Annotated in this window: 25 protein-coding genes and 1 tRNA gene; 13 read left to right on the top strand and 13 right to left on the bottom strand. The window is 64.2% G+C overall.

Annotation, left to right across the window (positions count from 1 at the left end; all coding sequences use genetic code 11):
- The first annotated feature begins 56 nt into the window (after positions 1-56).
- The 3 genes from recJ (at position 57) to ACVWZ4_RS30490 (ending at position 3629) form a co-directional block, all read left to right on the top strand.
- A complete protein-coding gene (gene recJ / locus ACVWZ4_RS30500) occupies positions 57-1898 on the top strand; it encodes a single-stranded-DNA-specific exonuclease RecJ (protein ID WP_456741784.1) in 1842 nt (613 codons plus the stop codon).
- 33 nt (positions 1899-1931) lie between these two features.
- Positions 1932-2741: an SDR family NAD(P)-dependent oxidoreductase gene (locus ACVWZ4_RS30495; protein WP_456735044.1), complete on the top strand. Its 810-nt coding sequence runs from the start codon at positions 1932-1934 to the stop codon at positions 2739-2741.
- Positions 2742-2837: 96 nt separating this feature from the next.
- Positions 2838-3629, top strand: a complete 792-nt coding sequence (locus ACVWZ4_RS30490; RefSeq protein WP_456703453.1) for an aldolase — start codon at positions 2838-2840, stop codon at positions 3627-3629.
- A gap of 6 nt (positions 3630-3635) precedes the next feature.
- Here the strand turns inward: ACVWZ4_RS30490 and ACVWZ4_RS30485 are convergent, their stop codons facing one another.
- Positions 3636-4868 carry a lytic murein transglycosylase gene (locus tag ACVWZ4_RS30485; protein ID WP_456703454.1) on the bottom strand — a complete coding sequence of 411 codons (1233 nt, stop codon included), beginning with the start codon at positions 4866-4868 and terminating at the stop codon, positions 3636-3638.
- A 125-nt stretch (positions 4869-4993) separates the two neighbouring features.
- On the opposite strand from ACVWZ4_RS30485, the gene ACVWZ4_RS30480 reads away from it, so the two are divergent.
- Both ACVWZ4_RS30480 and ACVWZ4_RS30475 read left to right on the top strand, forming a co-directional pair.
- Positions 4994-5248 carry a hypothetical protein gene (locus ACVWZ4_RS30480; protein ID WP_456741783.1) on the top strand — a complete coding sequence of 85 codons (255 nt, stop codon included), beginning with the start codon at positions 4994-4996 and terminating at the stop codon, positions 5246-5248.
- Positions 5249-5308: 60 nt separating this feature from the next.
- On the top strand, positions 5309-5560 hold the full coding sequence (locus tag ACVWZ4_RS30475; protein ID WP_456703456.1) for a hypothetical protein: 252 nt from the start codon (positions 5309-5311) through the stop codon (positions 5558-5560).
- A gap of 239 nt (positions 5561-5799) precedes the next feature.
- Here ACVWZ4_RS30475 and ACVWZ4_RS30470 read toward each other — a convergent pair whose 3' ends face one another.
- Positions 5800-6324, bottom strand: coding sequence for a MarR family winged helix-turn-helix transcriptional regulator (locus ACVWZ4_RS30470; protein ID WP_456790426.1), 525 nt, complete (start codon positions 6322-6324; stop codon positions 5800-5802).
- Between the two features lie 57 nt (positions 6325-6381).
- Here ACVWZ4_RS30470 and ACVWZ4_RS30465 point away from each other — a divergent pair, with 57 nt between their 5' ends.
- Complete coding sequence (locus tag ACVWZ4_RS30465) at positions 6382-6858, top strand: carboxymuconolactone decarboxylase family protein (RefSeq protein ID WP_456735048.1); 477 nt, start codon at positions 6382-6384, stop codon at positions 6856-6858.
- Positions 6859-6879: 21 nt separating this feature from the next.
- The gene (locus ACVWZ4_RS30460; RefSeq protein WP_456741782.1) at positions 6880-7383 is read left to right on the top strand and encodes a cupin domain-containing protein; all 504 of its coding nucleotides are present in this window, start codon (positions 6880-6882) and stop codon (positions 7381-7383) included.
- A gap of 63 nt (positions 7384-7446) precedes the next feature.
- Here ACVWZ4_RS30460 and ACVWZ4_RS30455 read toward each other — a convergent pair whose 3' ends face one another.
- Positions 7447-9072 (bottom strand): M23 family peptidase, encoded by a 1626-nt coding sequence (locus ACVWZ4_RS30455; RefSeq protein WP_456735050.1) that lies wholly within the window; start codon positions 9070-9072, stop codon positions 7447-7449.
- 17 nt (positions 9073-9089) lie between these two features.
- On the bottom strand, positions 9090-9656 hold the full coding sequence (gene efp, locus ACVWZ4_RS30450; protein ID WP_027557928.1) for an elongation factor P: 567 nt from the start codon (positions 9654-9656) through the stop codon (positions 9090-9092).
- 162 nt (positions 9657-9818) lie between these two features.
- Between efp and epmA the strand changes: the two genes are divergently transcribed.
- The 3 genes from epmA to ACVWZ4_RS30435 are packed head-to-tail and all read left to right on the top strand — an operon-like array spanning position 9819 to position 12266.
- Entirely contained in the window at positions 9819-10877 is a 1059-nt protein-coding gene (gene epmA / locus ACVWZ4_RS30445; protein ID WP_456703462.1) for an EF-P lysine aminoacylase EpmA, read from the top strand.
- Between the two features lie 2 nt (positions 10878-10879).
- Positions 10880-11974, top strand: a complete 1095-nt coding sequence (locus ACVWZ4_RS30440; protein WP_456741781.1) for a lysine-2,3-aminomutase-like protein — start codon at positions 10880-10882, stop codon at positions 11972-11974.
- A 40-nt stretch (positions 11975-12014) separates the two neighbouring features.
- Positions 12015-12266, top strand: coding sequence for a hypothetical protein (locus ACVWZ4_RS30435; RefSeq protein WP_456703464.1), 252 nt, complete (start codon positions 12015-12017; stop codon positions 12264-12266).
- Between the two features lie 61 nt (positions 12267-12327).
- On the opposite strand, the gene ACVWZ4_RS30430 is transcribed toward ACVWZ4_RS30435, so the two are convergent.
- The 7 genes from ACVWZ4_RS30430 to ACVWZ4_RS30400 form a co-directional block, all read right to left on the bottom strand.
- Positions 12328-13413 (bottom strand): 3-deoxy-7-phosphoheptulonate synthase, encoded by a 1086-nt coding sequence (locus ACVWZ4_RS30430; RefSeq protein ID WP_456735052.1) that lies wholly within the window; start codon positions 13411-13413, stop codon positions 12328-12330.
- Between the two features lie 234 nt (positions 13414-13647).
- Positions 13648-14226 (bottom strand): HdeD family acid-resistance protein, encoded by a 579-nt coding sequence (locus ACVWZ4_RS30425; protein WP_456703466.1) that lies wholly within the window; start codon positions 14224-14226, stop codon positions 13648-13650.
- Positions 14227-14295: 69 nt separating this feature from the next.
- Positions 14296-15336 (bottom strand): PrsW family glutamic-type intramembrane protease, encoded by a 1041-nt coding sequence (locus ACVWZ4_RS30420; protein WP_456741780.1) that lies wholly within the window; start codon positions 15334-15336, stop codon positions 14296-14298.
- Between the two features lie 353 nt (positions 15337-15689).
- The gene (locus tag ACVWZ4_RS30415; RefSeq protein WP_456703468.1) at positions 15690-15962 is read right to left on the bottom strand and encodes a hypothetical protein; all 273 of its coding nucleotides are present in this window, start codon (positions 15960-15962) and stop codon (positions 15690-15692) included.
- Between the two features lie 138 nt (positions 15963-16100).
- Positions 16101-17108, bottom strand: coding sequence for an acyl-CoA desaturase (locus ACVWZ4_RS30410; protein WP_456703469.1), 1008 nt, complete (start codon positions 17106-17108; stop codon positions 16101-16103).
- A gap of 125 nt (positions 17109-17233) precedes the next feature.
- Positions 17234-17860 carry a PilZ domain-containing protein gene (locus ACVWZ4_RS30405; RefSeq protein WP_456705278.1) on the bottom strand — a complete coding sequence of 209 codons (627 nt, stop codon included), beginning with the start codon at positions 17858-17860 and terminating at the stop codon, positions 17234-17236.
- 249 nt (positions 17861-18109) lie between these two features.
- Positions 18110-18184: transfer RNA gene (locus tag ACVWZ4_RS30400), tRNA-Glu, on the bottom strand.
- Positions 18185-18411: 227 nt separating this feature from the next.
- Here ACVWZ4_RS30400 and ACVWZ4_RS30395 point away from each other — a divergent pair.
- From ACVWZ4_RS30395 to ACVWZ4_RS30385, 3 genes are read left to right on the top strand one after another with little or no spacing between them, the layout of a single operon-like run.
- Positions 18412-18666, top strand: a complete 255-nt coding sequence (locus tag ACVWZ4_RS30395; RefSeq protein ID WP_456703470.1) for a PilZ domain-containing protein — start codon at positions 18412-18414, stop codon at positions 18664-18666.
- Positions 18635-18949, top strand: a complete 315-nt coding sequence (locus tag ACVWZ4_RS30390; protein ID WP_456735055.1) for a hypothetical protein — start codon at positions 18635-18637, stop codon at positions 18947-18949. The genes ACVWZ4_RS30395 and ACVWZ4_RS30390 overlap by 32 nt, the downstream gene beginning before the upstream one ends.
- 9 nt (positions 18950-18958) lie before the next feature.
- Positions 18959-19126, top strand: coding sequence for a hypothetical protein (locus tag ACVWZ4_RS30385; RefSeq protein WP_092239166.1), 168 nt, complete (start codon positions 18959-18961; stop codon positions 19124-19126).
- A 118-nt stretch (positions 19127-19244) separates the two neighbouring features.
- Here the strand turns inward: ACVWZ4_RS30385 and ACVWZ4_RS30380 are convergent, their stop codons facing one another.
- Positions 19245-19883 (bottom strand): glutathione S-transferase family protein, encoded by a 639-nt coding sequence (locus ACVWZ4_RS30380; RefSeq protein ID WP_456703473.1) that lies wholly within the window; start codon positions 19881-19883, stop codon positions 19245-19247.
- A 403-nt stretch (positions 19884-20286) separates the two neighbouring features.
- The gene (locus ACVWZ4_RS30375) at positions 20287-20739 is read right to left on the bottom strand and encodes a VOC family protein (protein WP_456741779.1); all 453 of its coding nucleotides are present in this window, start codon (positions 20737-20739) and stop codon (positions 20287-20289) included.
- Positions 20740-21044 lie beyond the last annotated feature (305 nt).

Here is a 21044-nt window from a genome sequence, read left to right as displayed (position 1 = left end):
CCGGGGCATCAGGTGATTGCCCTATGTGCTACCCTCGTCGTACGGACTGAACGCATATGGCTCCTCCCGCATCCGCACTCCCCGTCGAATTGCCCCAGGCGTTCCTGGGGGTGGCGCGCTCGCTGACCGACAAGCTCTGGCGCACCCGGCTGGATGCGCGGGGGGCGGCCACGGCGCTCGCCATCGTGCAGCGTCACCAGCTGCCGGAATTGCTCGCGCGGGTCCTGGCAGGCCGCGGTGTCGACATCGACGCCGTCCCCGACTTCCTCGATCCGACCATCCGAAAGCTCATGCCGGATCCGTTCACGGTGACGGAGATGGAGGCCGCCGCGAAACGTATCGCGGATGCGGCAGCGAAGGGCGAGACCGTCGCGATCTTCGGCGACTACGACGTCGATGGCGCGACCTCGGCGGCGCTGCTCGCCTGGCATTTGCGCCATTGTGGGCTCGATCCGCTGATCCACATTCCCGATCGCATCTTCGAAGGTTACGGCCCCAACGTCGAAGCCGTGCGGGCGCTGGCCGCAAAGGGCGCCACGCTGCTGGTCACCGTCGATTGCGGCACCACCAGCATGGAGCCGCTCGCCGAGGCCAAGCGCCTCGGCATGTCGGTTGTCGTGATCGATCACCACCAGGCCGGCTCCGAGCTGCCGCAGGTCGACGCGCTGGTCAATCCGAACCGGCTCGACGATCTCTCCGGCCTCGGCCACCTCGCCGCCGTCGGTCTCGTGCTGGTGACGCTGGTCGCGGTGAACCGAGAGCTGCGCCAGCGCAGGTTCTGGAATGCGGAGCTGCCGGAGCCTGATCTCCTGGGCTCGTTGCATCACGTCGCACTCGGCACTGTTGCCGATGTGGCGCCGCTGATCGGCCTGAACCGTGCCTTTGTCGCAAAAGGTCTGATCGCGATGCGGCGCCGCGACCATGTCGGCCACACCGCGCTGATGGACGTGGCGCGGCTCAACGGGCCGCCGGAAGCCTGGCATCTCGGCTTTATGCTGGGGCCGCGCGTCAATGCCGGCGGCCGCATCGGCCGCGCAGATCTGGGGGTGCGGCTCTTGCTGGAAGGCGACAGCGTCGAGGCCGCGCGGATTGCGGCCGAGCTCGACCGCCTCAACAGCGAGCGCCGTGTCATCGAGCAGGCCGCCGAAGCGCAGGCCGAAGCCGAAGCGCTGGCCTCAATCGGCTTGGAGGACAAGCTTGGTGTGATCGTCACGGCCTCCGAAGGCTGGCATCCCGGCGTGGTCGGCCTCGTTGCCTCGCGACTGAAAGAGAAGTTTTCGAGGCCCGCCTTTGCGATTGCGCTGGAACCCGGCGGTATCGGCACCGGCTCGGGGCGCTCGATTGCCGGCGTCGATCTCGGCAAGGCGGTGCGGCAGGCCGTTGCCGATGGCATTTTGCTCAAGGGCGGCGGCCACGCGATGGCCGCAGGCGTGACGCTGCGGAAAGAAAAGCTCGCCGAATTCCGCGCCTATTTGGAGAATGCCCTGGCGCAGGACGTCGCCGAGGCGCGCCATGTCAACGAACTCTATATCGACGGCGCGATCTCGGCACGCGCGGTGACGCCGGAACTCGCCACCACGCTCAATCGCGCAGGGCCCTTCGGCAGTGGTAATCCGGAGCCGGTCCTGGCGTTGCCGGCGCACCAGCTCGTCTTTGCCGATGAAGTCGGGCAGACGCATCTGCGCTTGCGCTTCAAATCGGGCGACGGCTCGATCGTTAACGGCATCGCGTTCCGTTCAGTCGGACAGAAGCTCGGCAACGCGCTTGTGGCCAATCGCGGCCAGCAACTGCACGTCGCGGGCTCGCTGTCGGTCGATCGCTATCAGGGTGTCGAACGCGTGCAGTTTCGCGTCATCGACGTCGCACTTCCGGATCAGGGTCCATCCGTGATTAGGTAACGGCCTCAAACAACAAAAAGAAGCGGAGCGAACATGGCAGGGCAGGTTGAGGGCAAGATCGCGCTGCTGACGGGCGGCGCCTCCGGTATCGGCGAGGCCATTGTCGAGCTGTTTGCGCGCGAGGGCGCCACCGTCATCGCCACCGACATCGATGAATTGCGCGGGCCCGAACTCGCCAAGCGGGTGACAAAGGCCGGCGGCAACGCGATCTTCCTGGAGCAGGACGTCACCAGCGAGGAGCGCTGGATCGAAATCGTCGCCGAGATCGCCAAGCGCTACGGCCGCCTCGACATCATGGTCGCCAATGCCGGCATCGGCATTGCCGTGCCCTCGATCACCGATATGACGCTGTCTGACTGGCACAAGCAGAATGCGATCAACCTCGATGGCGTGTTTCTTTCGGTCAAGCATTGCCTGCCCTTGATGCGCAAACACGGCAGCGGTTCGATCATCATGATGTCGTCGCTCGCGGGCCTGCGTGGCGCGCCGGGTCTCTCGGCCTATTCGCTGACCAAGGGCGGCGTACGCTTGTTCGCGAAATCGATCGCAATGGAGTGCGCGGCTGCCGGCGACGGCATACGCGTCAATTCGGTGCATCCCGGCATCATCGACACCCCGATCTGGGGCAAGATCCCGACCGGAGCGAGTGGCGCCGGCCAGAACGCCCCGATCGATCCGGAGGAACGCGCCAAGGTCGCAACCCCGCTCGGCCGCGCCGGCCAGGCGGCGGAGATCGCCTCCGGCGTGCTGTACCTGGCGTCCGATGCCTCGCGCTATGTCACCGGCACCGAGCTCGTCATCGATGGCGGCATGAATGCCGGCGGGGTGCCACGGCGGGCGTGAAACGCGCAAGGCAGGGCGGCGGCCGCAGGGGCTGACGCGCAGGCGTCGGCCCTGTAAAACGCTGCCGTCCCCCGTCCGAAAGAGGTCTCCTTCGCCATGGCGCACAGCCTTCACGCCTCCTCACCCGCAGCTGTCCGCTCCAACCGGCCGGACCTCGCCACCGATGCCATCCGCACTGCGCGCGAGGATCTCGCCGCCTGCTTCCGCATGGCGGCGCGCAACGGTTTTGAGGAGGGCATCTGCAACCATTTCTCGGCCGTCGTTCCCGGCCATGACGATCTTTTCCTCGTCAATCCCTACGGCTACGCCTTCCGCGAGCTGACCGCGTCAAAGCTCCTGATCTGCGATTTTCACGGCCACGTTCTCGATGGCGAGGGCGAGCCTGAGGCGACCGCCTTCTACATCCATGCGGAGATGCACAAGCGCCTGCCGCGCGCCAAGGTGGCGTTCCATACCCACATGCCCTATGCGACGGCACTTTCGATGACCGAAGGCGATCCCCTGATCTGGGCCGGCCAGACGGCGCTGAAATTCTACGGCCGCACGTCGGTCGACCGCGACTACAACGGCCTCGCGCTCGATGTCAGCGAAGGCGCGCGCATCGCATCAGCCGTCGGCGATGCCGACATCATCTTCATGAAACATCACGGCGTGATGGTGCTGGCGCCGACGATTGCAGAAGCCTGGGACGATCTCTACTACCTCGAACGCGCCGCCGAAGTGCAGGTGCTGGCGATGTCGACCGGACGTCAGGTGCAGCCGGTCGATCCTGCGATCGCAGCCGCAACCTACGCGCAGATGCGCGAAGGCGATTCCGAATCCGCGCGGTTGCATCTCGCCGCGATCCGCCGCCAGCTCGATGCGGAAGAACCGCAGTACCGGCACTGACGCGGCTCAAGATCCCTGCCGCAGCTTCGCCAGCACCTTCAGCCCGCCGTATCCATCGGCGGGCGTGATGCCGGCGCGCTGCTGGAAATCCTTGATCGCCTTCATGGTGTCATTGCCGACGCGACCGTCGGTGCCGCCGGTGTCAAAGCCGGCCTTGGTCAGACGCGTCTGCATCTCCTGCACCTCCGCGAGCGTCAGCACGCGCTCGGAGCCGGGGAAGGGTTGAATGAACGGCGGCGCACCCAGGCAGCGGTCGCCGAGATGGCAGATCGCGAGCGCATAATTCATCGAGGGATTATAGCTCTTCACTGAATAGAAGTTCGGTCCCAGCAGGAAGGTCGGACCGCCTGCAACAGGCGTCCACATTTGCGCGGACGCGTTCGGTTGTGGGAATGGCTGGCCATCAGCACGGGTGACGCCGGCTGCCTGCCACGCAGAATACGTGCGGCTGCCGCTCATCTCGCCGGACGCGCGCACCTCGTAGCCCCAATGCTCGCCGCGGCGCCATTTGCCGCGATTGACGAGATACTTTGCGGTCGATCCCAGCGCGTCGTCGGGCTTGCCGAACGGCGAGACCTTGCCGTCGCCGTCATAGTCGATGCCGACATTGAGCCAGACCTCCGGCATCCACTGCGAATTCCCCATCGCGCCGGCCCATGAGCCGCGCATTTCCTCCGGTGTGCTCCAGCCCTTGTCGACGATGCGCAGCGCATTGATCAACTCGGCTTCCCAATAAGCCTTGCGGCGCGGCTCGTTCCAGGCGAGCGCGGCGAGCGAGGGAAACACCGGCGTCATGTGGTTCTGCTGGACCAGCGGATCGCCGTAGGCGGACTCCACGCCCCACAGCGCCAGCAGAGTGCCGCGCTCGACACCGAAATCGCGCTCGATCCGCGCGAACAACGCCTCGTTGTTCTTCAGCGCGATCTTGCCATTGATGATGCGCCAGTCGGAGACGCGGCGGTTGATGTATTGCCAGAGCTGCTCGTGAAACTCCGGCTGGTTGCGCATCTGCTTGAACACGCTCATGTCGGGCTCGACCCGTGCCATCGCGCGCTGCCAGGTCGCAGCCGAAATGCCTTTCGCCATTGCGCGCGCGCGAAATCCCTCGCGCCATTCGTCGAATCCGGGAGGCGATGCAATGGCACGTGTCGGAAGTGCGAGCATGGTGGCCGCGCCGAGCGTGGACCTGAGCACAGCCCGGCGGCTGACGTGAGTGGCCGAGGAATCAGTGTGTTTCATGCGATTATTCTAGCCGGAATCCAGGTCCCTGTGAGCCGGTTCCGGGAACGCGGGAACAGCGGTTCCCCCCGGAACAAACCGTCGCACTGCTGCATTTGCTCCCCACGACATCAGAGGAGGACAAGATGAGGAAGTACCTGTTTGCCGCGGCCATGATCAGCGCTATCGCAACGCCTGCGTTTGCGGATGAGGTCGGCGTTCACGTCGGTCCGGTCGGCGCCGGCGTGACGGTCGGACAGTCGCACGAATATCGTGACCGCGATCGCGACCGGACCACGGTTATCAAGGAGCGAGAGCCCGCTGACCGCAAAACCGTGATCAAGAAGGAAGATGAATTCGGTAATCGCAGCAAGACCGTGATTCATCATGACAACGACTGACGGAGCAGGGGCCCTGGCTAAGCGCCGGGGCCCACGTTCGTCGACGAGACTTGGGGTGCAATGAAGATACGCGCACATGCAGAGAGCCATGTCGTCGAACTCGACGACGGATCTTGCTGGCAGATTTTTGCCGGCGATCTCGCAGCGACGCTGAGCTGGAAGCCGGAAACGGAGTTGAATCTGGAGCCGAGTGGCGACCGGATAAGTTCGCACGTGTTGGTGAATGGTGCGGACCGAAGCCGCGTCCGGGTCATTGCGGCAGGCGCGAACTGGCCCGATGGCGAAGTTAAGAAAGCGTTGAAAGGCGGATAGCGCAGCCGCTCAAATCCGCAGCTTTAAGCATGTCCTTTGACGGTCGGTTCGCTTGCTTCTGCGCATCATGGGCACGTGCGAGACGACATCATCCGTGCCAATCCCTGGCCTGTTGGCGCAGGGCTATTGGTCGTCATCATGATGATCATCGCGGAAAACTTCGGCCGCGGCATTCAGGGTGACGGCGACGCCGGATTCGCCGATTTCGGGGATGGTGACGGGGGCGATGGAGGAGGTGACTAAGCCTCCTCCTGCAGATCGGCCGCGATGCCGGCAAGCCAACGGCGAATGGTTGCCTCCGCCTTGGCATCGAGGCCACTGGCCAAGCGCTTCTCCAATTCGATCACCCGTTCCCGGCAAGCCTTCAGCAGTGTGTTGCCGCGCGGTGTCAGCGTCCATTGCTGGATGCGGCCGTGGATGGGATGCGGCGTCATTACGATCGCGCCGTCGCGCTCGAGGTTGCGGATGATCACTCCGACGGTTTGCGGCGTCAGAAAGGTGAGGCGGGCGACGTCGGCACCTGACAGGCCCGGGTAGGCGTTCAGCATGGTCAGCAAGGCGAATTGCGGCGAGGTCACGCCGAGATCGACGAGCGTCCGTTCCATCTTCAGCCGGACGGCGGCGTGGGCCTGGCGCAGGAGATAGCCGAGATAGCCCTGCTCGCCGCGCTTGCCTTCGCCAGGGGCGGGCACGCGGATCGCAGGCTCCTCTTTGGGTGCCCTTTGCTCCGGTTTCGATTTCGTGATGCCGTCTGACTTGCGCATAATATAAGAGCTCTTATAAGATGTAAGTAGTCTTATAATAACACGAGGTGCACGGCAATGTCACACGCCCGAAGCGAATACGAGGATTTCAAGAGGATCGCGCCTGACGCCTATGACCTGGTGCTGGCGCTGGGCCAGGTTGCGGCCAAGGCCGGGCTCGAGAAGCAGCTCCTTGAGCTCGTCAAGTTGCGCGCCTCGCAGATCAACGGCTGTGCCTTCTGCGTACAGCATCACGTGCTGCTCTCGGAGCGATTAGGGATCCCAGCGGACAAGCTGCATTTGGTCGCGGTCTGGCGAGAGGCGCCGATCTTCTCGGCGCGCGAGCGCGCTGCCTTGGCCTGGACCGAGGCGCTGACGTTGCTGCCGGACGGGTTTGGTGACGAGGTCTATGCCCAGGCGCAGAGCGAATTCTCCGAGACGGAGCTGACCTATCTGACCTCGGCGGTCGCTTCGATCAACGTCTGGAATCGGTTCGGCGCGGCCTTTCGCTGGACGCCTCCGAAGCGCCCGGGCGCTGCTCAAGCTGCATCCTGATTGGCCAGGACGGAGATTGTCATGAGCGCAATGAATCTCGCCAACATGCAGCATCCGATGCCGTTACGCTCTATGGCTCTGGCCGTTGTCGGCGGATTTGCCTGCGCGCTTGCGATCGGCAGGGTGCTACCGGTCACGAAGGATATCGTGTCAGACGCACTCGCGCCGCTCTGCGCCAACGCTGCGGAAGGCTCGCCACTCGACAAGGTCGAGCCGATCGGGTCCTACGCACTGCCCAACGTGCCGGGCAAACGGGTGACCATCGTGCGCGTGTTCTACGGTCCGGGCGGATTTTCGCGGCCGCATCGGCACGCTGGCTCGGTGATTGCTTACATTACCAAGGGCGAGATCCGATCCCAGCTCGGCGGTGGTCCGGTTGAGACATTTGGTGTCGGCCAGTCCTTCTTCGAGCCGCCGGGCGCAACACATCTGGTCTCCGCCAACGCCAGCACTACGGAACCTGCCGAACTGATCGCGGTGTTCGTGGCCGATGAGGGCGCCCAGCTGACGACCTATCTGGATTAACCAGCCGATCGTATCTCGGACACCCAATCGCTGGTCCGGGATGCGCGATCGAGGTCGCCGCGCTCAATTCTCGTCGCTGCTCGATCCCTCACGATGATCGGGCTTGAGCACGTCTTCGGGCAGTGCATGAGCGACCGGCTGCGGGGTGCTCGCGATCTCCGGGCCGATTTCGCGCCCGCGGGCGCGGATCAGGCGCTCATAGGCCGAGACCAGCGTGACGTAGGGGCTGACCCAGATCCAGCCATCGCGTGTGAAGACCTGGACGTCGAAATGCAAATGCATCGACGTGCCCGCAGGATGGTCGAGATAGTTCGAGATCACGCCGATCTTCTCGCCTTCGGTGACGATGCGGCCATTCAGCACCCCATTGGCATCCAGCGCCTGCGGATTCATGTGCATATAGCGGAAGCGGATGTGCTCGGTGCGGCTGTTGACCTCGAGTGTCGCAGCCTGGTCCTTGGGCGCGCGGATCACCACGGCGTCGCGCACGGCGACGACGCCGCGCTGCCTGGGATCACAGGGGCTGCGGCTGTCACCGGGCGGGGGACAATCGGCGGCCCGGATGTCCTCGCCCTGATGGCCATAGCCGCCGCCGCACTGCCAAACCTCGAAGCTGCGTGACTCGCAGAAATTGTCGCGCCAGGGATAGGCGGTCGGGCCGTCGTCCTTCTCGCGCTTGGAGTAGGATTGCGAATGCACGAAGGCCGGCGCCGTCTCGAGCGGGAAGCGGATCTGCGCATAGGCCATCGGATCGGCATGGCCGCCCTGCTTGCGATAGCCGGTGTTCGGGATGATGTCGCCGCTCGGCCGGTAGCTGAAATCCGCCGCACGCCCGCTGGGACGATCGATCACGAGGGAGGCAACGTCCATCAACGGCCGCGCGCGCTGGCCGCCGGCGACATGCAACGCCTTCAGGAAGCGCTCGGCAACGGGATAGGCCTCCTTGCAGGCCAGCCGCCGTGGTTTTGCGACACTGTCGAGGCACTGGACGGACACCACATAGGCCGCGCCGAAGCGTGTGAACGCGTAGCGCAGATAGCCTTCGCGGATGAACCGGCGCAGGTCTGGATAGACGGTCGCAAGCGGCTTGGCTTGCTCGCCCTTGCCGCCGGCGGGATCGGCGATGTCGTAGACAAGTGCCGACCCAGTGATCTGAACTTCGACTGGCTTTGCGAAGGTTCGTGTCGGCATGCCTTCGCCGGCGCCAGGCTCGAGTGAAAAGCTCGCACTGTAGCCGGCAGGGCCGGCATCGAACATGTCGACGGGATTGAAATCGGCCTGATAGCGAGACAGCGCGAGCGCCGTGCCCGGCGCGCCATTGCGTTGCGCCTCGAGATAGGCGGCGGCATCGAACGGCAGCAGCACGGGAACGGGGCTGCGGGAAATGCCGGTGAAGAATTGCGACGAGATGGCGTTGAGCTGCACCAGCGCCGGCATCGCACGCGGATCGAAGCGCGGCACTGAACGACGCGGCACGAAGATGAAATCGCCCGCGATCTGCGGGTGGCTGCTGATCTCGGTGCGGAGCTGGTCGAGCGCTGCGCGCCAATCGACGCGCAGGGCTGTGAGGGAAGGGCTGCGGATTTCGTCTGCAGCGATCGGCGTGGCGGGGAGGAGCGAGAGCGACGCCAGAAGCAGCGAGACGAAGCGGAAACTCTTCCCAACCACTGTCTCGCCCCCCGGCGGCACCTATCCTGATTCGTCGCTTAGTCCTTGGCGCGCTCGGAGTAGGAGCCGTCTTCGGTCATCACCACGATGCGGGTGCCGACCGAAATGTGGGGCGGAACGGTGGTGCGGACGCCGTTAGAGAGCACGGCGGGCTTGTAGGACGACGAAGCCGTCTGGCCCTTGGTCACCGGCTCGGTCTCGACTACTTCAAGTGTCACGCGCTGCGGCAGAGCGAGCGAGACCACGTTGACGTCGTGGGTCGACAGCTTGACGGTCATGTCTGGCTGAAGATAGGCCGCGGCATCGCCGACGACGTCCTTGGAGACCTGGACCTGGTCGTAGGTCTCGGGATTCATGAAGTGGAAGCCGTCGCCATCTTCATACAGGAAGGTGTAGTTGCGCTCTTCGATGGTGGCCTTTTCGACCTGGTCGGTAGTCTTGTAGCGCTCGGAGATCTTTACCCCGTCCGAGATTCGGCGCATTTCGATCTGACTGACCGGCGTGCCCTTGCCGGGATGGATGTTCTCGGCACTCACGACGACATAGAGCTTGCCGTCTTGCTCGATCACGTTGCCTTTGCGGATAGAACTGGCGATGACTCTCAAAGCTATATTTCCTGCTTGCTTGGCCCGGCACCGGCCAGGACGTGGTCAAATCGATGGGGGACTTGGGGCCTCAAATCAGACCTTGGCGCCCGTTTCGGGCCGCAACATACTGATTTTGCCGTTCGATGCCAGCATTTTGCTGGCCGAGAGGGGCGTCGGTTAATGGCTGGGGACAAGCCGATCTCACCGTTCTGGACGCCCAGCCGGCACCTCGACCGGCGGCCGTTCCTCCAGGCTAGGGGAGCCATTACCGGCGCTGTCAGGGGCTTTTTCGCCGAGCAGGGGTTCGTCGAGGTCGAAACCTCCGTCCTCCAGGTTTCACCGGGCAACGAGACCCATCTGCACGCTCCCCGGACCGAGATCATCCGGCCGGATGGCAGCCGTGCCAGCCGCTACCTGCGGACTTCGCCCGAATTCGCCTGCAAGAAGCTTCTGGCGGCCGGCGAGGAGCGGATTTTCGAGCTCGCCCGGGTATTCCGCGACCGCGAGCGCGGTGACCTGCACCTGCCCGAATTCACCATGCTGGAATGGTACAGGGCCGACGCGCCCTACGACGCCATCATGGCCGACACTGTCGTGGTGATCGCCCACGCCGCGCAAGCAACCGGAATCGGGACCTTCTCGTTCCGCGGCCGAACCGCCGACCCCTTTGCAGAGCCTGAGCTGCTGACCGTCGCGGGCGCCTTCGAGCAATTCGCCGGCATTGACCTGCTGTCGACAATCTCGGGCAATGAGGGTAACCGTGCCGCGCTCGCCGGAGCGGCCGCCGACAAGGTGCGGGTCGCCCAGGACGATACCTGGTCGGATATCTTCAGCAAGATCCTGGTCGAGCATGTCGAACCGCATCTGGGACAGGGACGTTTGACCATTCTGTTCGAATACCCATCTCCTGAGGCGGCGCTGGCGCGGGTGAAGGCTAGCGATCCCAGGGTCGCGGAACGGTTCGAGGTCTATGCCTGCGGTGTCGAGCTCGCCAACGGCTTTGGCGAACTCACCGACGTAGAGGAGCAGCGCAAGCGCTTCACCGCATCCATGGCGGAGAAGCAGCGCCGCTATGGCGAGGCCTATCCGCTGGACGAGGATTTTTTGGCCGCTGTTGCCGCGATGCCTGAGGCGAGCGGTGTCGCGCTCGGTTTCGACCGGCTGGTGATGCTGGCAAGCGGTGCAACACGGATTGATCAGGTGGTGTGGACGCCGCCAGCAAATGAAGCGTTAAGTTAAGTATGACGAAGCCCAATCTTGCACGGACATTGCGCGAGCCGGCCGAACTCGTGGCCGCCGGCCTTGCACCTTCCACGGCACTGCCCGCGCTGGAGCGCGTCGCTGCGCGCTATGCGGTGGCGATCACGCCGGCGCTGGTCGATCTGATCGACAAATCCGATCCCCAGGATCCGATTGCGCGCCAATTCGTTCCGGCCGCCGCCGAGCTCGAGATGCAGCCAGGCGAAAGCGCCGATCCGATCGGCGACCATCCGTACGCGCCGGTTCCGGGGATCGTGCATCGCTATCCCGATCGCGTGCTGTTCAAGCTCGTTCACGTCTGCGCGGTCTATTGTCGCTTCTGCTTTCGCCGCGAGATGGTGGGGCCCGGCAAGGAGAACGCGCTCTCGGACAGCGCCTATGGTGCTGCGATCGACTATATCCGCATGCATAGCGAGATCTGGGAGGTGATCCTCACCGGAGGCGATCCGCTGATGCTGTCGCCACGTCGCATGAGCGAAATCATGGCCGATCTTGCCGCGATCGATCACGTGAAGGTCATTCGCCTGCATACCCGCGTACCCCTCGCTGATCCTGCGCGGATCAGCGACGAGATGGTCGCTGCGTTGAAAATCGAGGGCGCGACCACCTGGGTTGCCGTGCATGCCAACCATGCACGCGAGCTGACCGGCCCGGCCCGGGGCGCTTGCGCGCGGCTGGTCGATGCAGGGATACCTTTGGTGAGCCAGTCCGTGCTGTTGCGGGGCGTCAATGACAACCTCGCTGCGCTGTCGGATTTGATGCGGGCGTTCGTCGAATGCCGGATCAAGCCCTACTACCTGCACCATGGCGATCTCGCGCCGGGCACTTCGCATCTGCGCACCACGCTGGCGCAGGGGCAGGATTTGATGCGGCAGCTGCGCGGACGGGTGTCAGGGCTGTGTCAGCCGGATTATGTCATCGACATACCAGGCGGCGCCGGTAAGTCCCCGGTCGGGCCGAATTATGTGTTGGCGGCGCAAAATACCGCAGCCGATGCCGGTGATGCGAAGACCGAAACGCGCTATCGTATCGTCGACTATTGCGGCGACGTTCATCTCTATCCGCCCGAGAATTGAGCGGACGGAGAACGCCGGTTTGAGGAATGGAGGATCGGACATGAAGAAGATCATGGTGGTGGCATCGCTCGTGGTCTTGCTCGGCGGAGCTGCGATCGCGCAGACCGGGACCAAGGAATCGACATCCGGCGGCGCGACTTCTGGATCGGTGCCCCAGGCACCGATCGGTCATCGTCAGCCGCGGGCCGGCGACGTGCCGAATGAAAAGAATCTAAGCGATTCGAACAATCCGGTGAGCAAGGAAGACGCCCTGCTCGACAAGAAGATCAAGAGCATCTGCCGCGGCTGCTAAGCCCGTCATTGTTGCGCGGCGGGCAGGGCGCGAACAGCATCGCCCGGCCCGCCTTGTGGCCTTACGCGGAGCGCTCGTGCCGTCCGGCCCGCGCGGTGTTGCGCCGGATCTCTACCGCATCGGCGAGTTGCTCGAGCACGGTCGCCGTGGTCGCCCAATCAATGCATCCATCGGTGATGCTCTGCCCGTAAATCAGCGGCTTGCCCGCGACCACGTCCTGGCGGCCGGCGACGAGATTGCTCTCGATCATCACGCCCATGATGCGGTTCTCGCCGCCAGAGATCTGGCCGGCGATCTCGGCCGCGACCAACGGCTGGTTTTCCGGCTTCTTGCTCGAATTGGCGTGGCTCGCATCCACCATCACCAGCGGGGCGACGCCGGATTTTGCCAGATCGTTGCATGCGGCCGCGACGCTTGCCGCATCGTAGTTCGGCTTGCTGCCGCCGCGCAGGATGATGTGGCAGTCCTCGTTGCCAGCGGTCGAGGCGATCGCCGAGCGACCGAGCTTCGTCACTGCCATGAAATGATGGGGATGCGAGGCGGACTTCACGGCGTCAGCGGCGATGCGCACGTTGCCGTCGGTGCCGTTCTTGAAGCCAACGGGGCAGGATAGACCCGAGGCCAACTCGCGGTGGATCTGGCTTTCGGTCGTCCGCGCGCCGATCGCGGCCCAGGAGACGAGATCGGCGATGTATTGCGGCGTCGTCATGTCGAGGAATTCGGTGCCGGCGGGCAGGCCGAGATTGTTGATGGCCGAGAGCACGTTGCGTGCAAGCCGCAGGCCCCTGTTGATGTCGAAGCTGCCATCGAGATCCGGATCGTTGATGAGGCCTTTCCAGCCGACCGTCGTGCGCGGCTTCTCGAAATAGACACGCATCACGATCTCGAGCTGGTCGGCGAGATCCTCGCGCAGCGCGGCAAGACGCTCTGCATACTCGATGGCGGCCCTGGGATCATGGACCGAGCAGGGCCCGACGACGACCAGAAGCCGATCGTCCTGGCCGTTGAGGATAGCGTGGATGGCGTTGCGCGCCGCCATCACCACGCGGGTCGCCGTGAGGGTGCGCGGGACCTCCCGCATCACGTCCTCAGGCGTGCTCAGCTCTTTCAGTTCGCGGATACGCAGATCGTCGGTCGTGCTCAGCACGGCGGGCTCCTGTCATTTTGAGAACCTGCCGGCCAATAAAAAAGCCGCCAGGTCTGGCGGCTGTTCGGACGTTTGCTTCAATATTTCAGATTGAGCGCGATCCTCCTGCCGCCAGCGAGCTGTCGTAGCTAAAGTACCAAAAATAGCTGGTGGCGACGGTGATCATGGTCGGTCATATAGCGCGCCATGGGCGCCTTGTCATCCCCCAATAGGCGCGAGGGGCTTCGAGGCACCTCAACTGTTGCTTTTGCGTGCCGCCAGCGCCATGCCGATCAGGGTGGCGCCGCCGAACAGAAGGTTGATACCGACGAGCAGGCCGATCGCCCATTCCGCCGAGCTCGGCAGGCCCGTGATCACCATGAACGAGATCGCGATATCGACGAGGCCCGAGATCAGGAGCCACGACCAACGCCCGCTCAGTTCTCGGCGGTGCTCCAGCGCATACATGATGGTGGTGACGCCCTCGGCGAGGAAATAAGCGCCGAGCACGATGGTCAACGTCAGCACCGCCTGCATCGGGCGGGCCAGCAGCAACATGCCGGCGAGCACGGCGAGCGCCGCGGAGATCAACGACCACCAGAATCCCGGCGAGGTGCGCGCCCAGTAGGTGGCGACCAATCCGCCGATGCCGCTGACCAGAAACATCCATCCGAGAAAGATCGTGATCGCGAGGCTTGCGAGCGGCGGCAGGATCAGCGCGGCGACGCCGAGAACGGCAAGCAAAATGCCTTCGAACAGGAAGGCCTTCCAATGCGCCTTCACCGCCTGGCTCATCGCAGATTGCAGCCGTGAAAAATCCTCGGGCGATGTCATCGGCAAGCTCCAGATCGAAAGGTGTGCGCCCAATCTAATACGCGCGCACCCGGCTTGCCATCCTGCGGATCAACCGCCGCCGTGCGCTGACGAAAAACCTTCGCCACTGGTGCGGATGCGGTTGCGGCCAAGAATGTAGATCGCCGTCGTGACGACCAGCAGCGCAAGGCCGAGCAGGATCGAGACGAAGCCGATCGGGATCAGCGCCAGCGTCAGATTGCGTTCGGGGTTGATGAGCCAGTGGTGGATCGAGGTCAGAACGAAGGCAAGGCCGAGGAAGCCGACGCCACCGCCGGCGAGCAAAAGAGCCCACATCCGGCGCAGCTGGCTGAGGCGCTCCCGCGCGATTTCGGTGCGGGGCGCATGATGGCGCGCGACGCGGCGCACCAGGCGCATGGCAAAAGCGATCGAGCTGAAACCGATCAGCAGGCTCGCCCCGCCCAGCCACATCCTTAATGTCGGGTCAAGATCCGGCATGCGCTGCAGGGTGAGCAGCGGGAAATCGAACGCGGAATGCAAAGCGAGGGGACCGATCAGCATCAGCAGGCGGCTGGAGAGACGGGCCCAGTCACGGTGATGGCGGTTCGCACCGAGCGCCGTGCCAGCGCGCGCGATCGTGAGGTAAGCGCCGGCGATGATGCCGAGCGCGCCGTGGAACGGCACTGTGAGAACACTGCGCAGCGCTGCCAGCGACCGCCACATCTCGGCATGCTGCACCAGATAAGCGAGGTTCTCGTAGGCGGCGAAGCCGAGGCCGACGGCAGCGCCATAGACGACTGTGTCCATCGGGTTGGCGAAGGTCCGCCGCTTGGTCGAGGAGACCAGGACGATTGCGATCACCTTTACCGCCTCCTCAGGCAGTGCGACGCCGAACACCGAATGCATGGCGAGCGCCGCCCAGGGATTGTCGGGGGCCGCGACCATCTTGGCGAAGGGGGCCCGGGCGAGACCCAGCAGAGAGATGCTGGCTGCGCCAAGCAGCAACGCGGTCCAGACCTGGGCCGGCGGCCCCGGGCGTTCCTCGGCAGCAATGACAAGCCACAGCATCAGCAGCGCCGGTGCGATCGCGGCCGTTCCGATGACGGTGGGTAAAGCTTCAATCAGGTACATCGGCGCCGAAAATAGGTTCCCTTGGTCCGCTAATCCACGCTTTCCGATGCGACCATCTGTCATGCGCCTGCTGTCCCGTTGCTTAACAAGCGCGACAGCTAACCTTCATCAGGACCGCAAAGTGTCGAACGCGAGTGCGATCAATCGCACGACAGAGCCGTCTTCGTCGACCACATCGGATAGACGAGTCTGGTTGGTTAGCGATTGACAAGTCAGATCAAGGCAATGCGCAGTTTTCTTCGATATTCACGATGCACGGACGAAAGCGACGAGTCCAGAGGCGGGGTTCGTCACGAACCGGCCTTTCTCGGCTTGAACTGCGGCCTCCCGCCGGGGTGACCGCGCTCCGGCCATCAATGGGTGGTGAACCGCGTCGGGGCGTCGGGGGCGATATCGAAAGCGCCGAGATGAAATTCCTCGCCGACGGTCTCGGCGGTCTCGGCATGATGCGCCAGCAGCGTGAATGCGGCTTGCGGATATTGCTTCCAGATATCGAGGTCGCCGGCGGTGATCGTGAGCCAGCCGAACGTGTACATGTAGCGTCCGGGCTCGGTAACCCGGCCAACCCTGTCCCAAGTGATCTTATCGACTGTGATCCTATCGGTTGTGGTCTTGTCGACTGCCATTCGGTCCCCCGATCGCAAATCCGCCAATGACGCCCGGCCCACGGCACGGATGTCCAGAAGCTGATCCCGCAATTGGGCCGCGATAGGGCAGCGGTGAGGAGGCAGCACGGCCGCGCCGCGGCCGCTGCGCGCCGACCCTTAGCGTGCCGTCGAAGCCGCCTCCGCTTCGGACGCCAGCTCCAGCTGGCGGTGCGAAGCGTGGAAGACATCGTGGACGAGGCCGATCTTTTCCAGGCCCAGAATGATCAGACCGTTGAGATCGATCTCCCACCAGGCGTGCGAGATATAGGCGTCCCGCGGGAAGCGGTGATGGTTGTTGTGCAGACCCTCGCCGAAGGTAAGGATCGTGGTCATGAACTCGTTGGTCGAGGCGTCGTCGACCTCGAAGCGGCGATAGCCGTAGGCGTGGCAGACCGAGCCGGTGAGCTGGCTGGTGAGGATCAGCAGATAGGCGCGGAGCAGGCCGGAGAAGAGCACACAGCCGATCATGGTGTGCACGCCGCCGAAGACGTAGCCGATCACGCCGGGGATGAAGACCGCAGACATTCCGTACCAGACCCAGCGCGTGCGCACGAAGAACATCGCGATCGGATCGGCGAGGATGTCCTTGGCGTAATATTCGTTGTCGGTGGTCGCCTGGTCGAACACCCAGCTGCCCTGCGCGTGCAGGAATCCCTTGAACGCACTGACGTAGCGATTGCCGAAGCCGTCGAACTGCGGGCTGTGGGGATCGCCGATATGGTCGGCATAGAGATGGTGGCGGCGGTGATTGGCGACCCATTTGGCGATCGAGCCCTGCACCGCCATCTGAGCGATTGCGCAGAAGAAGACGCGCATGATCGGGCCGGTGCGGAAGCTGCGGTGTACGAACAGGCGGTGCATGCCGGCGCCGATCCCAAATGTCGTCAGCGCGAACATCCAGCCGAACGTAAACAGCTCGACTTTGCCGACGCCCTGGGTGACAGCCCAGATGATCCCCGCGACAGCACCGACGTAGAGAATGCCAAGCAGAAGGTAGCTCTCGCGCAGCTTGGCCCGGACGAGCGGGCCTTCGGTGACGACGCCGGGAGGGAGCTGCGGCTTGGCGGCACTGACGGTGCTCTGGGCGATCTCTGCCGGGGTGAGCCCGGCATCAGCGATGGACATTCCAGCACTTCCAATATTTCGGGGAGCCCGCAAGGATTGCGGACGGACTGGCTCACACCCTATCGCGCAGGCGCCTCGACCTCCAGCATTTAGTTAAAATTGAGTTAAAATCCGGTCCGCAGGGTTTATGCCGGCTGCGGTATTCCCTGGCGCACGACCAGGCGAACGAGGTCGTCCCGGTGCTGCCTCTCGGCGAATTTCACCGCAAAGCCGTGTTCGAATTTCCGGATCACCCGCCCGACGCAGGCTCCGATGGCCAGGGGGGTTCCGACCGGCGGGTCATATTCGCAGGAGATTGCGACCCCGGCCGTAGAGACATCGATGATGAAGCAGGGATGAGAACTGCCGTCGGCCAGCGTCAGGACGGTGTGGGAGGCCTGCGGGACGAAGCGAGCCTCGCCCCGCAGCTCTTGAATCCTGGCGTCTTTCTGCTTTTTCTCGAGCCATGTCAGCTTTTCCGACATCCAGGCGCGTCGCGCTCGTGTCATCTCGAGCTCCATCAGGAAACCTGATTTCAGCGTCGCGCTGATGGTGCACTGGAATTCGCCGAAATCCTGGAAATAGGAGGTCACTCGCTCTCCTATCTTGCCGACGACCGGCACGTCCACGATCATGCGGAACGGCGAGACGCGTTTGGTACGGCAGGCGAAGTTTCTCAGTTTGCCCTCGCAATCGTACCAGCGATGCAGCGAATAGCTGCCGCTCACAGTGACTTCCACTGCTCGCTGCCTGAGGAACTCTGCGACGGACATGGGCCCCAAGATCGTGTTTCGAATTCTTTCCGTAATTCCACGGTAGCGATCAAACTCTAAGCAAATGATGCCGACGCCCAAGAGCAGGGGTAAATTTCCGGTAAACGGGTCGGCCGGTCGTGTGCCCGGGCAGGGGGCAGACCGTCGCGATGATTGGGCGCGCGCGTTCACAACCATTGCGGGCGCGATGGAGCTGAGATCCTGCCGGCTATAGCCGTCCGGCATTCGTCGATGACGGGGATCCAGGATTGGCGCTCCCTAGCGGAATCGAACCGCTCTCTCCACCGTGAAAGGGTGGCGTCCTAACCGATAGACGAAGGGAGCAAACGCAAGGCCTGACAGCATTTGGCGACAGGCCCGCCGGCCGGCCGAGTCGTGCCCGGCGGCTTGCAGCGGGCGAACGTATAGTGGCCTTTGGGCTTGTGAGCAAGCCGTCCCGGCGGGCTCTTTTGGGCCCGGTGGATAGCCGGGCCCGGGATTCATTCGGGCAGCGATTTCAACCGTTTTTTAGGGTTCCCCGGGCTAGCGCTGGGGCGGGAGATCTTTTGCCGATGCCACAGCCCAAGAAACGCGCAGCCCGCAAGCTGCTGTCGCAGCATGCCTGGATAACGCTCGAGGGCGGATTTGCGGCGCGGCATTGCCTGGTCCAGGACATCTCGGCCTCGGGCGCCAAGATCACGATGGACGACGATGCGAGCGGGCTGCCGGGCGTGATCCGGATGGCGTTTGCGCGGGATGCGCGCACCGGGCGGAGCTGCCAGGTGGTCTGGCGCCGTGGCAAGTCGGCCGGCATCAGGTTTCTCTGACGCCGCGGATAGCGCCGGGCCCGTCGGCGGGCTACAAGCAGGCATGCGCCTCGCCATCCCGTGCCTGATCTCGCTCGCACTGACCTCCGCAGCCGGGGCCGAGGGCGTGCGCCTGCCGCCCACCGAGCCGCCCCAGTCCGCCAAAACCCTGCCGCTGAAGAGCGGCACAGGCTCTGCCGGGGCCAATGGCTGCGCGGCCTATGGTGTGGGCTTCACCATGGTCGCAGGCACCTGCGTGAAGATCGGCGGCACCGTCAGGGTCGACGCCGTGACCGGGCGCTGAGGGTCCCTGATGTCGCAGGACCTGATGCGGCTCGATCTTCTCGTTCCCGTGCTGATGTATTGCGCGCTGCTGTGGTGGGTCGGCCGCGGGCTGTCCTGGACCGCGAAGCTCGCCACGGCAGTCGTCACGCTGGCGCTGATCGCCATCGTCGTGACGGTCGAGCGCGGCTGGCACTAGGCCTGCAGACCCAAACCGCGAAAACAACCCCATGCACAGTAGAAGCCGGCCGCGGGCAGTTTTGCGCCGCGAGCGCGATTCCGCGCGCGCGCACCGGGCCTTGACCCGCGCCGGCGGCTCACGACATCGGCGGGGCCACGTGCTGCGCGAATCCGGGCCGCTTGCCGAGCGCGGCAAGCCAGCGCGTGAGGTTCGGCTGCGCCGGCCGGGAGATCCCCTCGACGCCGAGCCAGCGCCGCGCATAGGCGCCGACGGCGATATCGGCGAGCGTGAACGCGTCGCCTTCCATGTAGGGCCGCGTCGAGAGCAGCCGGTCGGCGATCGTCCAGACCTCGGCGGCCGCATCGGCATCCCTCTGCACCTTGATCATGTCGCGCTCGGCCGGCGCCGTGCGCACGATGCCCCAGAACACCGGGCGATCGACCGGCTGCACCATCGACAGCGTCCAGTCGAGCCAGCGGTCGACGCCGGCGCGCAGCTTCGGCGCCTCCGGATAGATCGGATTGCCGCGCCCATGCGCGAGGCAGAGATAGCGCATGATGGAGTTGGACTCCCACAGCGAGAAGTCGCCCTCGACCAGCGTCGGAATCCGCGCATTCGGATTCATCGCGAGATAGTCGGCCTCACGCGTCTTGCCGTATTGCATCCCGGCATCGATGCGCTGGTAGCGCAGCCCGAGCTCGGTGAGGCACCACAGCACCTTCTGCACGTTGACCGAATTGGCGCGGCCCCAGATCGTCAGCTGTGTGTCAGGCATCGAGCGTCTCCCGCAGCGTTGATGTGCCGCGGGTGATAGCGGAAATCGCCAGCCACAGCGATGCTGTTTGCCGCGCGCCCCTCATGCGAAAAGCTCCGCTTCGAGAAGCGGAGCTTTCATTGCAGCGCGAACCTGATGCGCGACAAACGCAAAATGCGCTTGCGCTGGCGACAAACGCGAATGCGTTTGCGCTGGCGACAAACGCGAATGCGTTTGCGCTGGCGACAAACGCGAATGCGTTTGCGCCGATATCAACGGCCGAAGAACAGCCACAACAGAATGATCACCGGGATCGGCACACCCAGCAGCCACAGCAAAATTCCGCGTCCCATCGCGTCCTCCTCCAATTCGTTTTGTCGGAGGGGCAACGCCGGCCGCGGGAGCTTGTTCCTGCTATCTGGACCTACCAATGGCCGGTGTTCGGCATCGACGCCCACGGCTCGGCCGGCGCCTTCGGCTCGCCCTTCTGCAGCAGCTCGATCGAGTGCAGATCAGGCGAGCGGACGAAGGCCATGTTGCCGTCGCGCGGCGGCCGGTTGATGGTGACGCCGGCCTTCTGCAGCTTCTCGCAGGTGGCGTAGATATCGTCGACCTCATAGGCGAGATGGCCGAAGAAGCGGTCCTCGCCATACTTCTCCTCGTCCCAATTATAGGTGAGCTCGACCAGCGGCGCGCCCCGCGTCGGCGGCTGCTTCTTCAGCGCCGCGAGATCATCAGACGCGCACAGGAACACCAGCGTGAAGCGCCCCTTGTCGTTCTCGATCCGCCGCACCTCCTTCAGCCCCAGCGCATCCTGGTAAAACTTCAGCGCGACATCGAGATTGCGCACGCGCAGCATGGTGTGGAGATAACGCATGTTTTTTGCTCCCTTGGATGATCAGAGGGTTTTGCTTTGGGCCGGAACGGCGGGGGAGAGATAGCAGGAAAGTGGGGGGAGGGGCAGGGGGCGGGGGAAACGTGTGCGTGAGGGGGAAAAGCTCAGAAGTACAGAGCCTGTGCGAACCACGCCGACACGTCGGCAGAAGACCCGCGGCGCATGAGTCTGGTGCGCTGTGACCGCACTTCACCGCAACTTCAGCAGCCGCTAGCCTACCGGCTCTGCCACCGAAGGAAGAAGAAGCTGTTCTCGGGACGGCCGTGACGGCCGCGCCCGGCGTGAGC

The sequence above is a fragment of the Bradyrhizobium sp. USDA 4472 genome (assembly GCF_054058595.1).
Note: the sequence above shows the minus strand (reverse complement) of the source record. Positions and strands in the feature narration are given on the sequence as shown.

Coding starts and splice junctions, on each gene's coding strand:
- epmA (WP_456703462.1), top strand. CDS start 9,819: ATGGCTGGGGACAAGCCGATCTCACCGTTCTGGACGCCCAGCCGGCAC.
- ACVWZ4_RS30380 (WP_456703473.1), bottom strand. CDS start 19,883: ATGCCTGACACACAGCTGACGATCTGGGGCCGCGCCAATTCGGTCAAC.
- ACVWZ4_RS30420 (WP_456741780.1), bottom strand. CDS start 15,336: ATGTACCTGATTGAAGCTTTACCCACCGTCATCGGAACGGCCGCGATC.
- ACVWZ4_RS30410 (WP_456703469.1), bottom strand. CDS start 17,108: ATGTCCATCGCTGATGCCGGGCTCACCCCGGCAGAGATCGCCCAGAGC.
- ACVWZ4_RS30385 (WP_092239166.1), top strand. CDS start 18,959: ATGTCGCAGGACCTGATGCGGCTCGATCTTCTCGTTCCCGTGCTGATG.
- ACVWZ4_RS30405 (WP_456705278.1), bottom strand. CDS start 17,860: ATGTCCGTCGCAGAGTTCCTCAGGCAGCGAGCAGTGGAAGTCACTGTG.
- ACVWZ4_RS30480 (WP_456741783.1), top strand. CDS start 4,994: ATGAGGAAGTACCTGTTTGCCGCGGCCATGATCAGCGCTATCGCAACG.
- ACVWZ4_RS30460 (WP_456741782.1), top strand. CDS start 6,880: ATGAGCGCAATGAATCTCGCCAACATGCAGCATCCGATGCCGTTACGC.
- ACVWZ4_RS30470 (WP_456790426.1), bottom strand. CDS start 6,324: ATGCGCAAGTCAGACGGCATCACGAAATCGAAACCGGAGCAAAGGGCA.
- ACVWZ4_RS30425 (WP_456703466.1), bottom strand. CDS start 14,226: ATGACATCGCCCGAGGATTTTTCACGGCTGCAATCTGCGATGAGCCAG.
- ACVWZ4_RS30415 (WP_456703468.1), bottom strand. CDS start 15,962: ATGGCAGTCGACAAGACCACAACCGATAGGATCACAGTCGATAAGATC.
- recJ (WP_456741784.1), top strand. CDS start 57: ATGGCTCCTCCCGCATCCGCACTCCCCGTCGAATTGCCCCAGGCGTTC.
- ACVWZ4_RS30490 (WP_456703453.1), top strand. CDS start 2,838: ATGGCGCACAGCCTTCACGCCTCCTCACCCGCAGCTGTCCGCTCCAAC.
- ACVWZ4_RS30440 (WP_456741781.1), top strand. CDS start 10,880: ATGACGAAGCCCAATCTTGCACGGACATTGCGCGAGCCGGCCGAACTC.
- ACVWZ4_RS30375 (WP_456741779.1), bottom strand. CDS start 20,739: ATGCGTTATCTCCACACCATGCTGCGCGTGCGCAATCTCGATGTCGCG.
- ACVWZ4_RS30435 (WP_456703464.1), top strand. CDS start 12,015: ATGAAGAAGATCATGGTGGTGGCATCGCTCGTGGTCTTGCTCGGCGGA.
- ACVWZ4_RS30465 (WP_456735048.1), top strand. CDS start 6,382: ATGTCACACGCCCGAAGCGAATACGAGGATTTCAAGAGGATCGCGCCT.
- ACVWZ4_RS30475 (WP_456703456.1), top strand. CDS start 5,309: ATGAAGATACGCGCACATGCAGAGAGCCATGTCGTCGAACTCGACGAC.
- ACVWZ4_RS30395 (WP_456703470.1), top strand. CDS start 18,412: ATGCCACAGCCCAAGAAACGCGCAGCCCGCAAGCTGCTGTCGCAGCAT.
- ACVWZ4_RS30495 (WP_456735044.1), top strand. CDS start 1,932: ATGGCAGGGCAGGTTGAGGGCAAGATCGCGCTGCTGACGGGCGGCGCC.
- ACVWZ4_RS30485 (WP_456703454.1), bottom strand. CDS start 4,868: ATGAAACACACTGATTCCTCGGCCACTCACGTCAGCCGCCGGGCTGTG.